Here is a 12,748-nt window from a genome sequence, read left to right as displayed (position 1 = left end):
TTCGAATACCGACTCCAACAGCGAGCAGCGCCGACCGGCGCCTCTCGAAGACGCGTCGTAAAGCCGCATCCGTCCGCACAGTGGTCTAGGCCGGGCAATGTCGAATCTTTGTCAGAGGTCGACGCAGTGGGTTATCGACATCCACGCACGCTGCATTAATGGAGGCATCACCGTGAGCGCCATTGGCGCGAGGACAGCGGTGACAGGCGTCCCGGCGTCGCTGGTTACGCCTGCCTATGCCCAAGGCTCTCCAAGGAAGGACGTGCCATGACCCCACAATCCATGCCCGAACCCGCTGAGGTCGGTCGCCGAGCCGCCGAGATCCTCGACCTGATCACGCAGCACCCGTCGGCCGAGCGGCTACGCAGCTCGTCGATGAAGTACTCCAGCTGCTGGGCGACATTCACCGGGTACCCGGCGATCAGCCAGTGGTCCCTGGACCGTGACGCGGGCCCGCTGCTGACCGAGGCGATGCGGGTCTTGGCGCTCAAGGCCGCAGTGTTCGAGCTCTCCGGCGGCGACGAGGAAGTCGCTGAGCTGCTGGTGCCGGCGCCGGTCGACGAGATGATCCACGCCGTGCTGGCCCAGTTCACCCTCATGTCCCGGATGCAGCGCGACCTCGGGGTCACGTTCCCGCACGCCACGGAGTTGGAAGAGTTCACCTACGTCCGCGGCTGCCTGACCGACGCGTACTACGCCGCCGCAGGCTGGGGGCCGCAGCCACTGCGGTACTGGCTGGACTCCGCCGAGGTGACCCGCCGGCTGGACCAACTCAACGCTCACTACCAGGCCGCAGGCCTGGGACGCGACGGACGCAGCCACGACTTCGACTTCGAGAAGCCCGGCCCTGCGACCGCGCCCGTCGGGGTCACCGGTTAGCCAGCTCCACCGACAGCACTCGCCGCATGGCTGCCACCACCTGCTTCGGGTCGAACCTTTCGCCGGCGAGGCGCTCGGCGCGGGCGACGGCACCGAAGATCTGCTCCGACGGAGCGTCGCGCAGGACGGCGACGAGCCAGCCTTCCAGATCCACCAGGTCGGCAGGTAGCACCAGGGAAGCAGGCGTCGGCGCCGGTCGTGACGCCCGGACGGGGACAGGCTCCCCGCGCGAGGCGTAGCGGCCCGGCGGAAGCCCGACCCGATACGGGTGTACACACACCGCGACACCCTCGACGGTGACTCGCCATCCAATGTCCGCGTCGTAGGCAAACTCGGGTCCGGGCCGGTCGACCACGTCGAACTGGCCCGGCCCGAGCTGTTGAGCGGGACACACCACGCACGTCTGCTCACACCACTGCTGTAGCGGCCCCGACATGACGCCGATGCTACGGCAACCAGGAGGTATCAGGCCATGACCGTCTTATCCCCTCCCCGGGCCGCCACCATCGACCGCGCCCTACGCGACGCCCAACGATGGTGCGCCGGACACACCATCGACGACCGCCCCGCACTGACCCACGCCGTCCGGGTCGCGGTAACCATCGGCGAGCATGTACCAAACCCGGACCCTGATCTGATAGCCGCAGCGCTGCTGTACGACATCCCCGACTTCGCGCCCCGTACGCCGGACATCTACCTGATCCTCGCCACCGCCTACGGCCCGCAGGTACCGCGGATCATCGCCGCTCTGCAGGCCGAGCACCAGGATCTCGACATGCCGGAACCGCCCATCCGCGTGGACGACCTACCGGTGCTGCTCGCCTCGACCGCCGACAAGATAGTCGCGCTGACGTCGCTGCTACGACGGGCACAAGCCAGTGGTGGTGTCACCCGCTTCCTCCGCACGCGCCCGGCGCTGCTCGCGCTACTGCCGTACTTCCGGGCCTTTCAGCAGGCAGCCCACCATCGAGTGCCGCTCCGGATGTCGGCCCGCCTCGACACCGCCCTGACGCTGCTCGAGCGAGCCGCCACCGGCGTCCAGACGGGGAGCAGACCATGATCGCTATAGATGCCGCGTTGGCCGACCAGCTTCACCGTGACCTGCTCACCGCCGCCGGCCGAGAAAAGGTCGGCGCGCAGGTCATCCAGGAGTGGGAGCTGTCGACGGTGCACCGGCTGTACCTGAGCGACGGCAGCAGCATGATCTGCAAGATCGCCACATCACCGTTCACCGGCGAAGCCGCCGTGCTGCGAGCCCTCAACGAGCACGGTGCCGCCGTGCCTCACCTGCACGGCTACACGCTACGTCCGCAGGCGCTGGGCATGCTGATGGACGACCTCGGCGACCCCATCCGCCCACCCACCACGGCCGAGGCATCAGCCGCCGCCCGCGCGGTCCACGCCATCGCCCCGATGCCCACGCTGCCCGCGTTCGGCCAGCAAACCCTGGCGCGCCTTCCTGAGCAGGCGCTCGCTGCACTCGACGCGCTACACCGTAAGGGCCGCTTCCTCTACACGGGCACGATCGAGGACCTGCTGCGGCGGCTGGCCGCCGTGGCGGGCAGGCGCGCCGACGGCGCCGAACGAGAGCCCTTCGGGCTGTGCCACGGCGAGTTCCACCCCACCTCGCTGCACGTCAGCCGCAACGGCTGCCACCTAGTCGACTGGGCGAAAGCGTTCACCGGGCCCGGACTGCTCGACCTCGCCACCTGGTTCGGCACCCGCACCAACCCAGACCCGGCCCAGCTCAGTCACCTAATCCGCGTCTACGTCGCGACCGGCGGCAGTCCCGACGCCCACTCGGACCGCGGCGGCCTACCGGCCGCACAGTGGGCCCTGGGGTGGCACCGCCTCTGGGCAGCCTGGTGGTTCCTGACCACGGCCGCCGCAGGCCACCACCAACCTCATACCGACAGCCACCACGCCCAGGTCATACACCGCCAACTCCATGCAGCCGCACAACTGCTCGGGGCAGCACCGCCTGCCGCCGCCGGCAGTCACCTCACCAGTGCTGGCTAATGGGCAACGGGTCGAGCGGTTGGGCGTGCGCCCCGCTCGATCCGTTCGGCGCTTACGACCCGCAGATCCAGCATGATCATCATCCGCCGAGGGGTGCCACGGCCACAGTTGTCCAGTTGTAGGTCTGGTCTTCTCGTCGCAGCGCGATCAGCGTTGCCTGTCGAATAGTCACCCGGGCGGGTGGCTGGTCACGTAGTTCGGCGAGGCGGGCGCAGATTGGTCCGGTCGGCGCTTGCGAACCGCTGTAAGCGACAGTTACGTGGGGCCGAAAGCCTTCTGCAGCCTCCGGAACTGCCGGCCATACCGCGCTGATGGCATCACGAATGGTGGCGCGCAGGTGTTCGACGCGGTCCCAGGGGCGGACGAGCAAGCCAATCCCTTCGGCATCGGGGTCGACCGGGCCAAGTGACAGCTCCAGCGGCTGCAGGCCGGCGCAGCGTCGCTGGGTTTCCGCGACGATCGCCTCGATGTCGTTAGTGGTGACCTCGTCGGTGAAGCCGAGACCTTGCATGGTCAGGTGCAGCCCATCGAGCGGCACCAAGTCCAGCCCGGGCAGAGTGAGTTGGCGTTGCAGGCCGGTGACGAGGCGATGAAGCTCAGGTTGGTGCTCGAAGGTGAGGTGCCAGGTGTAGAACTGGCGGTCGGCCCGCCAGCCTGGGCGCCAGTACCAGTGAACGGTGAGTTCGGGTAGATCCTGGTAGGCGGTCCAGCGCTGTTGCAGGTTGGCCAGTTCCCGGCTGCTCATGACAGCGATGGTAAGGCGGCTCGGATGACACCGGCCCGCGGGCGGTCGGCCAGCAGGTCGGCGACCTGCCTTAGCCGCGGATGGCGAGCGAAGGGATGAGCGGCGGCGAGGAACTGCCGGGCGCGTTGATGAACCGATTCGAAACGCTGTTGCGAGGTAAGGGTAAGCGCTTCCATCGCCAGCGTGGCGGCCTGGTCAGGGTCGGGACGGCCGGCGTGCAGGTGAGCGGTGGCCAGATCGAGGCGACTGAGTGCCCGCGGACCGGCCATGCCTGCGGCGTCGAACGCGGTTATAGCGACGGTCAGATGGTCGGTGACGCCTGCGGTACGGCCGAGCGCCAGGTAAGCAGTCGCCGCATTGGCCGCAGTTCTTGCCGGACAGTACGGGCCGAGGGTGAGGCTCGCGCTGACCGGCGAGTCAGCCGGGTAGTTGGACAGCATGGTGAAGGCATCGTCGACAGCACGGTCTACCCCGTACCGGTCGCCGAGATGAGCGAGGGCTCGCGCCAGACCGTTGATCGTGAGGCGGATACGGTGCCCGCTGGCGCTGCCACGACGCAGGCCATCCTGGGCGTAAGCCAGCGCGTCATGGTACTCACCGGCGTAGAAGGCAACCAGGCTCTGCGTGGCGCGCGCCCAGGCTTGGACGTCGGGCTGCTCGGCAGCTTCGGCCAAGTCGAACGCTTCGGCGGCGTAGGCGTGCGCCACACCGAACGCGCCGAGGTCAAGGGCGAGCGCGCCAAGAAGCCCAGACAGGTGAGCGGCGACGGCGTAGAGACGGGCCCGTTGTGGCGGGTGCTGCCGGCCGGCCATGAGCTGGTCGACATAGGCGCGCAGCGGTCGCAGACGCCCTACGAGAATCCCAGGGGTGAGGCGCTCGTTGTCAGCGATCGCCTCCCGAAGCTCGTTCTCCAAATACGTCAGGCGGACGTTGTCATCAATGGAAGACCTCAGCGCCAGCCGACGGGCATCGATGCTGCCCGCACCTTCCCACAGCACAGCACCGCTATCCACTCCAGGTAAGGAGTGCCCAGCGTCCATCGGCGCTGCGGGCCCCGGTGCGGTCTTGAGCTCTTGGAGCGCCGATGAGCGGCGTCGTCGTCGGTCTAGCTCCGTGATCCGGTCGTACTCACTGATGAGGACGCCACCGGCCTGCAGCACGCTGTCGCAGCGCGCCCAGAAGGCACGGTCCGGGTGCTGGTGGCCGGTCTCGGTGTTCGCCACCGAACTGCGCCCGTACTGTACGAGCCGAGCCAGTTCATGCTGAGTGTGACCGGCAGCCTTCCTTAACTGGGCGAGCCGACGGCCGAGCGCCTGGCAGGCGTTCCTGCTCTCGTCGGTGTTAGCCAACACATCAACCCCCAATGCCTGCATACACCGCCGTCACGGTCCGTACCGACGTTAGCCGCGCTTGTGACCCGCCGGCCGACTGAGTAGCGCCGAGCAGCGGTGCGACAGATGGCCGCTACGGGACCAGCAACAGTGCCAGGTGTCCATTATCGAGAGCGGGGGCGGCTATGGTCCGATGACCTTGTCAAAGTTTTGTCAGAGTTGCTGTCGGGGGTCCACCGACAAAGTCTCGAGGGCTGTCCATGACCGGCAGCGGTTCACGTCGGCCATCCCGTGAACGGCGAATGCCGGTCACACCGGCCGGCTGCGTTACCCCTTGAACCGGGCGAGAACCGGTGCGTGGTCTGGTACGACGGCCTTCTCTCGGCTGCGGGTGGAGGCGCCGATGGAGGTGATGTCGTCGACGAGGGAGTCGACGTTGCTCAGCTGGAGTTGCAGGTCGCGGGTTGCCAGGATGTGGTCGATGAGCTCGCCGTTGCCTTGGTAGATGCGGGAGTATGCGCGGGCTGGGGGGAGGCGTCGTCCGAGGTTGTATAGCCGGACGGCGTCGCCTTTGTCGGGGCGGTTGACGTCTCCGTCGGCTGGGCCTTCGAGCAGGACGGTGGTGATGGCGTCGGGGCCGTCGTTGAGGTCGCCACACAGGATCGTGGGGATGCCCGGTTGGCCGTCTACGGCGGCTGCGGCGAGGGTCTCGTTGAGGTGTACGCGAAGAGCGACGGCTTCGGCGGTGCGCCGCAGGACGGCGTAGCCGGCGCCGCGAGCGCGTTCGTCTTCGTTGAGGGGGTAGCGTCGCCCGCCCGGGTAGGTGAGCAGTTTGCTCTTCAGGTGCGCGGTCAGCAGGCGCAGCCCGGCGCCGCCGCAGTCGACGTGTACCTGAAGTGCTCCGCGTCCCATGTGGGTGAGGGTGTCGCCGTCGACGTCGGGGACCGCAGGCAATCCGGAGGGCGGCAGCGCGAGGATCTGCGCTTCCTCGGCGAGGAGATGCCGGGCGAGGACGGCGACGCGGATGCCGCGGCTGTCCGGGTGGGAGGACACGACGGCCTGCCAGGGCTCACCGAGGGCAGCTTGCAGGTCCTGTGCGGCCCGGAGGCTGCCGATCTCTTGAAGGGCGACGACGTCGGCGCCGGTGCCGGCGATCAGACCGGCGAGGTAGGTGAGCTTCGCGGTGTAGGTGTCGGCCGCCGACGTGTCGGTGTCGTCGGGTGGAAACAGGTTCTCGACGTTCCATGTCATGACGATCAGGTTGTTGGCCACCGTCGCTCCCGGAATTGCAGGTGTAGTGCCAGCCTGAGAGTCGCACTCTAGGACGTCGGATCGTCGCTGATCGCCGGTTCGTCGCCATCTCGACAGGCGCGATCGGCGGCGGGGCAGCGGACCGGCGTGTGCTCCCCCCGGGGCCGGTGGTGCGGACAGGGAATGGCTGTGATCAGTGTTCGCGGGAGCCTTTCCCACTCTTCACAGTGGTGACCGTCGATGGACATGATGGGGCGAGATGGTCGCTGTCCACGACGGATGCCCGAGGAGGCCCTCATGCGACTCACCCGACGACTCACCACATCTGCGGTGGCACGGCGTGCCCTGGCCGGCGCAGCGGCCGTGATGGTCGCCAGCGCCGGCCTGGTCGCGGTCGACGCCTCGGTGGCTTCGGCGACACCTCCCGGTATTCCGTCCAAGGCGAGCGCCCAGTCGCAGCTCAACGCTCTGACGGTGAAGAGCGAGGGGTCGACGAGTGGGTACTCCCGGGATCTTTTCCCGCACTGGATCACCATCAGCGGGGCCTGCAACACCCGCGAGACGGTCCTCAAGCGCGACGGCACGTCCGTGGTCACCAACAGCAGTTGCGCGGCGACCTCGGGCCGCTGGTACAGCCCGTACGACGGCGCGACCTGGACCGCCGCCTCCGACGTCGACATCGACCACGTCGTGCCCCTGGCCGAGGCATGGCGCTCCGGCGCCAGTGGCTGGACCACTAGCCGGCGGCAGAGTTTCGCCAACGACCTGACCCGCCCGCAGTTGATCGCCGTGACCGACAACGTGAACCAGTCCAAGGGTGACCAGGACCCGTCGACGTGGCAGCCGCCGCTGTCGTCGTACCGGTGCACCTACAGCAAGATGTGGATCACTGTGAAGTACAACTGGGGGCTGAGCCTGCAGTCGTCGGAGAAGTCCGCCCTACAGAGCATGCTGAACACCTGCAGCTCCTAACTCCTCAGAACCGCCTCAGGGCCTGACCGCACAAGCGCCGACGCGCGGCAACGCCTGAGCCAAGGCCGTCGACCCGCCTGCGCCCGCGGATGGCGGCGCCGACGCGCTGGAGGGCGGGTCGCCGCACCGGACCCGCCCTCCAGGGCCGAGACGCAATCGGAAGGGGCTTAGGTGCCGTCGGCGGGGCGGTCACCCGGGTGGGACAGCGGCACCGTCACGGGCCCACAGGGTGCTGCCGTCGGGCCAGACAACCGCGGGCTCATCGACGCCGTGCAGCAGGCCGTCGCCGGTGACTCGCAGAACGGTGGGGCGTTGCATCATCACGGCCACCCCCGATAGGGGCCACCACGACCCGGCCGCCAGCGCCACGTCACGGCATCCCTCCCACCCTGGGGTGGGTGCCGTGCCGGGCACCTGCTGGTAGGTGTCGATCGCGGCGAGCAGAAGCCAGTCGGGGTAGAGGTTCCAGGCCGGATCGAAGAACCAGTCGCGAGGATTCAGGCAGTAACGGATCACGGCGCGTCCCCCGTCGTTGCGCTTCACGATCGTCTGCTCGTCGCTCCAATACCAGGCGAATTGCATGATGTAGCTGCCGGTGAGGCTGCGGTCGATTGCCGCCCAAATCGGGCCCAGCACCTGGTTATACACCTGCCGTACCGCCTGTAGCACCGGTGTGAGCGCGGACCGCTCGCCCTCGGTGCCCGGGTTGCAGAGGTACCGGTGCTCCATCAGGTTGTAGCGGGCCTCGAAGCCGTCGTAGCGCTGCTCGCCGTAGTAGCCGTGCCATTCCATGAAGTCGTGGAAATCGCCGAAGGCGGTGAACCGGTCGTGGTCGCTGGTCTGCTCCCAGATCGGGGCTCGCGCTGCTGCCAGCGCACGGTTCAGGGCATCGCGGCGGACCGGAGCGACCAGTGACGGGTGCCCGTCCTCGAGGAGCCGCCGCACCTGCTGCAGCGCGGCCGGGGGAGAGGGGCACCACAGGAACCGCGACGGCTCGGGATGCCCGGCGCTGCGGTAAGCGAGGCGAACGGCTGCCTCCGCGCGCGCCTGGTCCGCGGGCTCGCAGGACAACGCCGCCTGCGTCCATCGGCTCGCTACGGCTTGTCCGTGCGCTGAGATCGGATTGGTGGAGTCATGCATGGTGCCCTCCTGACGGATCATCGATGGCGCGGCATGCCGTTGACGATGCCGCTGCAGGTCAAGTGGTCAGGTTCCACCCAGCGGGGGCAGGACCGACCGTCAGTCCCGGTGTTCACTGTTGTGACCGTGTCGGGCGCCGCGGCCGGTTGCGGTGAGTGATTCAGGGATGACGTGAATGAGATCCTCATGTTTGACTGACCTCCATGCGATCGGGGCGGGCGCGGCTGGCGATCGACTACGGCAGCGCCGACACCACCGCCGTACTGGCATGGCCGGACGGCACCTGGACACCGCTGCTCTTCGACGGCGAACCCGCCCTGCCCAGCGCCGTCCTCCTCAGCGAGGACGGCACCACCGTGACCGGCCACCACGCCTGGCGGGCCGCACCGGTCACACCGCACCGGTTCATCCCGCACCCCCGCCAACCCTCCGAGCAGCGCCTCACCGTCGCCGACACCGACGTTGACCCACTCGATCTGGTCGCCGCGACCCTGCGCCGCGCCGCCGAGCAAGCCCACCAGGTCGCCGGGCCCGGCATCGACGACGTGCGGCTGGTCGTCCCGGCAGGCTGGGGCCCGCGACGACGCACCTGGATGCGCCACGCCGCGCACCGCGGCGGCCTCCCACCACCACAGTTGATCGACGCGCCGACCGCCGTCGCCGGGCACCTGCTCGCCACCGGCCTGCAGCTGCCCGTCGGCGCCTACATCGCCGTCTGCGACGTCGGCGCCACCGCCGAAGTCAGCATCCTGCGCCGCGGCCCCGCAGGCTTCGAAGTCCTCGCCACCCTCGCCGACCCGACCGCCGGCGGCACCGCCATCGACGACGCCCTCACCACCACACTCACCACCAACCCACCCGGCACCGGCGGGCAACGATGGGCCATGACGGCCAGCCTCCGCGCCGGCAAACACGCCCTGACCGACCACCCGGCCGTCACCGTGCCCCTACCCGACGGACCGGCCGTGGTGCTCCACACCGGCCTGCTCGACCAAGCCGCCCAGCCCGTCCTGCACCGCATCGCCCACCTCACCACCGAAGCGATCACCGCCGCGGAACTCACACCCCGCGACCTCACCGGCGTCTACTGCGTCGGCGGCACCGCCCGCCTTCCCCTGCTGGCGCAGACCCTCACCGACGCCGGCATCACCCCCACCCTCGTCGACCAGCCCACCCTGGCCGCAGCCCGAGGCGCCGCCGACGCAGGCGCGACCAACACCACCGACCCCACCACGACCGATGAGCCGGTGCCGCCGGTGCGGCGCGCCGCCGCGATCGCCCTACCCGGCTTCGCCTCCCTCGCCCTGGTCTCCCAGTTCCTGCTCACGCCCGATTGGCGCGGCTCCCTCATGTACCGCGAAGCGATCCTCAACTGGGGCGAGCTGACAATGGCCGCCGTCTTCGCCGTCATCGCCTGCCTCAGCGCCGGCACCGTCCTCGCCTCCACCATCGCCAACCGCACCACCACCCCGACCAGCCCCGGCATCCACACCGGAACCGGCATCCTCGCCGCGGCCTCCCTCGGCGTCGCCGTCAGCGGCATGTACGCCGTCGTCGGCAGCCTCTACGTCGGCTACCCCGTCAACGGCTTCCTGCGCTGGACACTGCTACCCATCACCCCGACCATCACCGCCGCCGCCGTCATGGCCCTCATCGCCGCCCGGCAATGGCGCACCCCCGCGGGCGGATGGTCGAAACTGCTCGCCTTCCCCACCAGCTCCGTGCTCACCGCCGCTGCCGGGATGCTGCTCATCCAATACAGCCTGACCGCCGACCGGTGGCCCCACCTGATCCTCTGGATCGACCTCGCCGGCCGAGTCGGAGGCCTGCTCCTGGGCATCGGCACCGTCATGGCCGTCGTGTCCCAGCCGATCCTGCGCCTGATCCTCAGCGCACCCCTCGCCGTCATCACCGCCGCCCTGGTCTCCTGGTCCGCCTCCGGCATCCTCGGCGCCATCTACGCCATCGCCGTGACCACCTGGTGGCTGCGCCAGATGTGGACCCACCTACTACGCCCCCACCACCCCCACCGGCCGCCGCAATGACCCCACCAACCGGATACCACCCGACGCACATGGGGGAGGAGCCGCGGTGAACGGGACCCGGCGACTCGCAGGCGCTACCGTCGCGCTGGCCATCCTGGCGATACCGCCGTGGCTGCTGGCCACCCTCACCCGAGCGCACCTGCCCGGCTGGCCGACCAGCACGCAGCTACGCGACTGGCTCACCGACCCGCTGACCCCGGCAACCCTCACCACAGGGCTCATCACCGTGGCCTGGCTGCTGTGGCTGGGCATGGCCTACACCGTCACCGTCACAGCCGCCCGCCGACTGCGCGCCGGCGCCCGATGGATGCGCCACCTGCCGCTACCCACCCCATGGCAGGCCGCCGTCACCAGCATCGCCGGCGCGGCCGCCCTCACCACCGCCCACACCCCTACCACCCAGCCGCCGAACCCGCCGACACCAGTCACCGCCGATGAACTCGACCACCCGTCCAACGCGGCCCAGACCGAGCAGGGTGGGGTGGTCGTGCCCGGCGGCTGGCTACCCGACGACACCGCCCACCACATCGCCGCCGCAGCGGCCCTGGTGTGGCTACGCCGCCGTCGCGCCCACCAACCCGGCCAACCCGACACCGACGCCACCCAGCTGACACCCCTACCTGCCACCGTCACCGCCGTCCAAGCAGCCATCGCCGACCAACCACCACCAGCAGCCACCACCGGCGCCATACCGGCGCTGCTGCCCCCGGCCGGCATACGTCTCGTCGGCGACGGGGCCGACCACGCCGCCCGCGGTCTACTCATCACCCAGCTCCTCACCGCGCTGCGCGACCCCACCGACACGATCCCCGTGATCGTCACCAGCAACGCCCTCGCCAGGATCCTGCCCACCATCGCCGACGCCGCCCACACGATCCCCGGACTGCATATCGTCGAGACCCTCGAACAGGCCCGACGCCTGCTACCTGCATCCAACACGTCGGCGACAGCCGATTGCGGCATACCCAGCCTCGTCTTGACCGCCGAACCCGCGACGCCGGCACCGCCGAACCTCCCCGGCGCTCGTGTCGTCACCCTCGACGCCGAAGCACCACAACCCACCTGGCGCGTCGACCGCCACGGCCACACAGTGGACCACCAGACCAGGCAACCCCGACCACGGATGTGTGTCCTCGACAGCACCGCCGCAGCGGACCTGCTCGCCGTCCTGACCCAACCCACCACCGCAGCACCCGGCCCCGCCACGTCCGCGCCAGCCCGGCCGCTCGACCGTGCACAGGCAAAGATCCCCCGCCAAGCCAGCCGAATCCCACCACCTACACCGCGACAGCCCACCGAGCCCACATCGACCACGGTCCAGCTACGGGTACTCGGCCGCCCAGCGTTGCTCATCGACAGCAAAGAAATCACCATCCGCCGCAGCGCCGCCCTGCAAATCCTCGTCTTCCTCGCCGTGCACCCCGACGGCGCCACCACCACGCAACTCGTACACGCCCTCTGGCCCGGCCTACCCGCCCACACCGTCACCGGCCGCCTCTACACCACCCTCAGCGACCTACGCTCGACCATCCGCGCCACCACCCCCGACCAGGTGGTTGTCCACACCGAGGACCGCTACCACCTCGACCCACGCACCGACGTGGACCTGTGGCGACTGCAAGCCGCCGCCCACCACAGCACCACCACAGACGCCCCCGGCAGCTGGCAGGCCGTGATCGACGCCTACACCGGCGACCTCGCCGCCGGCCACACCTGGCCATGGATCGACCCACCCCGTGAGGCCACACGCCGACTAGTCCTCGACGCCCACACCACCGCCGCGGCAGCACAAACTGACCCCCACGAGCGCCTGCGGCTGCTGCAAGCGGCGATCCGCATCGACCCCTACAACCAGCAACTCCATCAGCTCGCCGCCGGCCAACTAAATGCCCTCGGCGACTCCGCCGCAGCCGCCGACCTTCTCCACACCCACCGGCAACGCCTGCGTCTCGCCGGCGTTGCCGAGCAACCCACGAGCACTGCTGGCTAGACCTAGTACGGCAGCCGCCATTTGCTAGTTGACCAGGGCGTAGCCGCGGTTGAGGCGGGTGCGTTGGTGGTACCAGCGGGCGCGGGCCTGGTGTCGGCGTCGCCAGGTGAGCCAGTCGATGGTGTGGTCGGGTGGTTGTGGGTGATGGAGGGCGTCGGCGAGGAGTCGTCCGATCTCGGGCACGGTCAGGGGGATCAGTCCGGGTTCGGCTGGTGGCAGTTGGTCGGGTGTGGTCGGCGGGGGCGCCTGGCTGTCGGTGCGGTGGCGTAACTCGGCGGCGGTGACCGCGCAGACCGCGAGAGCGGTCATGACCAGCGCGGTGTGCCGGGCGATCGCACCGTACAGGCGGGCCTGACACTGGTCCAGGCCGAAGCGG

The 12,748-nt window shown here is 69.4% G+C and carries 10 protein-coding genes and 2 pseudogenes; 6 read left to right on the top strand and 6 right to left on the bottom strand.

The annotated features are described in order from the left end of the window. The first annotated feature begins 267 nt into the window (after positions 1–267). Positions 268–879, top strand: a complete 612-nt coding sequence (locus C569_RS0127355) for a hypothetical protein (RefSeq protein ID WP_026268715.1) — start codon at positions 268–270, stop codon at positions 877–879. Here C569_RS0127355 and C569_RS0127350 read toward each other — a convergent pair. Then, entirely contained in the window at positions 869–1,315 is a 447-nt protein-coding gene (locus C569_RS0127350; RefSeq protein ID WP_036347152.1) for a hypothetical protein, read from the bottom strand. The two genes, C569_RS0127355 and C569_RS0127350, sit on opposite strands and share 11 nt — an antisense overlap. Positions 1,316–1,351: 36 nt before the next feature. On the opposite strand from C569_RS0127350, the gene C569_RS0127345 reads away from it, so the two are divergent. Together C569_RS0127345 and C569_RS0127340 are read left to right on the top strand one after the other, a co-directional pair. Further along, on the top strand, positions 1,352–1,939 hold the full coding sequence (locus C569_RS0127345; protein WP_018788908.1) for an HD domain-containing protein: 588 nt from the start codon (positions 1,352–1,354) through the stop codon (positions 1,937–1,939). Next, positions 1,936–2,898 (top strand): phosphotransferase, encoded by a 963-nt coding sequence (locus C569_RS0127340; protein ID WP_018788907.1) that lies wholly within the window; start codon positions 1,936–1,938, stop codon positions 2,896–2,898. Before C569_RS0127345 ends, C569_RS0127340 begins: the two co-directional genes overlap by 4 nt. Positions 2,899–2,977: 79 nt before the next feature. On the opposite strand, the gene C569_RS0127335 is transcribed toward C569_RS0127340, so the two are convergent. From C569_RS0127335 to C569_RS0127325, 3 genes and pseudogenes are all read right to left on the bottom strand, one after another. Next, positions 2,978–3,643 carry a 2'-5' RNA ligase family protein gene (locus C569_RS0127335; RefSeq protein WP_018788906.1) on the bottom strand — a complete coding sequence of 222 codons (666 nt, stop codon included), beginning with the start codon at positions 3,641–3,643 and terminating at the stop codon, positions 2,978–2,980. Between the two features lie 632 nt (positions 3,644–4,275). Continuing rightward, a pseudogene (locus tag C569_RS35130) lies at positions 4,276–5,016 on the bottom strand (helix-turn-helix domain-containing protein); the annotation flags it as partial. Positions 5,017–5,301: 285 nt separating this feature from the next. Next, positions 5,302–6,246, bottom strand: a complete 945-nt coding sequence (locus tag C569_RS0127325; RefSeq protein ID WP_018788904.1) for an endonuclease/exonuclease/phosphatase family protein — start codon at positions 6,244–6,246, stop codon at positions 5,302–5,304. A gap of 276 nt (positions 6,247–6,522) precedes the next feature. On the opposite strand from C569_RS0127325, the gene C569_RS0127320 reads away from it, so the two are divergent. Next, on the top strand, positions 6,523–7,197 hold the full coding sequence (locus C569_RS0127320; RefSeq protein ID WP_026268713.1) for an HNH endonuclease family protein: 675 nt from the start codon (positions 6,523–6,525) through the stop codon (positions 7,195–7,197). A 189-nt stretch (positions 7,198–7,386) separates the two neighbouring features. Here C569_RS0127320 and C569_RS0127315 read toward each other — a convergent pair whose 3' ends face one another. Continuing rightward, positions 7,387–8,337: a DUF6745 domain-containing protein gene (locus C569_RS0127315; protein WP_155945637.1), complete on the bottom strand. Its 951-nt coding sequence runs from the start codon at positions 8,335–8,337 to the stop codon at positions 7,387–7,389. A gap of 203 nt (positions 8,338–8,540) precedes the next feature. On the opposite strand from C569_RS0127315, the gene C569_RS34810 reads away from it, so the two are divergent. Together C569_RS34810 and C569_RS31250 are read left to right on the top strand one after the other, a co-directional pair. After that, complete coding sequence (locus C569_RS34810) at positions 8,541–10,382, top strand: Hsp70 family protein (RefSeq protein ID WP_026268711.1); 1,842 nt, start codon at positions 8,541–8,543, stop codon at positions 10,380–10,382. A gap of 46 nt (positions 10,383–10,428) precedes the next feature. Then, a complete protein-coding gene (locus tag C569_RS31250; RefSeq protein WP_051090552.1) occupies positions 10,429–12,372 on the top strand; it encodes a hypothetical protein in 1,944 nt (647 codons plus the stop codon). A 24-nt stretch (positions 12,373–12,396) separates the two neighbouring features. Here the strand turns inward: C569_RS31250 and C569_RS33875 are convergent. Then, positions 12,397–12,748, bottom strand: a pseudogene (locus tag C569_RS33875) (IS701 family transposase); the annotation flags it as partial.

Source organism: Micromonospora sp. CNB394 (assembly GCF_000374985.1).
Lineage (GTDB): Bacteria > Actinomycetota > Actinomycetes > Mycobacteriales > Micromonosporaceae > Micromonospora > Micromonospora marina.
The sequence above is the reverse complement of the archived record's forward strand: the minus strand, read 5'-3'. Positions and strand labels throughout refer to the sequence as shown.

Coding starts and splice junctions, on each gene's coding strand:
- C569_RS0127350 (WP_036347152.1), bottom strand. CDS start 1,315: ATGTCGGGGCCGCTACAGCAGTGGTGTGAGCAGACGTGCGTGGTGTGT.
- C569_RS34810 (WP_026268711.1), top strand. CDS start 8,541: ATGCGATCGGGGCGGGCGCGGCTGGCGATCGACTACGGCAGCGCCGAC.
- C569_RS0127340 (WP_018788907.1), top strand. CDS start 1,936: ATGATCGCTATAGATGCCGCGTTGGCCGACCAGCTTCACCGTGACCTG.
- C569_RS0127345 (WP_018788908.1), top strand. CDS start 1,352: ATGACCGTCTTATCCCCTCCCCGGGCCGCCACCATCGACCGCGCCCTA.
- C569_RS0127320 (WP_026268713.1), top strand. CDS start 6,523: ATGCGACTCACCCGACGACTCACCACATCTGCGGTGGCACGGCGTGCC.
- C569_RS0127335 (WP_018788906.1), bottom strand. CDS start 3,643: ATGAGCAGCCGGGAACTGGCCAACCTGCAACAGCGCTGGACCGCCTAC.
- C569_RS0127355 (WP_026268715.1), top strand. CDS start 268: ATGACCCCACAATCCATGCCCGAACCCGCTGAGGTCGGTCGCCGAGCC.
- C569_RS0127315 (WP_155945637.1), bottom strand. CDS start 8,337: ATGCATGACTCCACCAATCCGATCTCAGCGCACGGACAAGCCGTAGCG.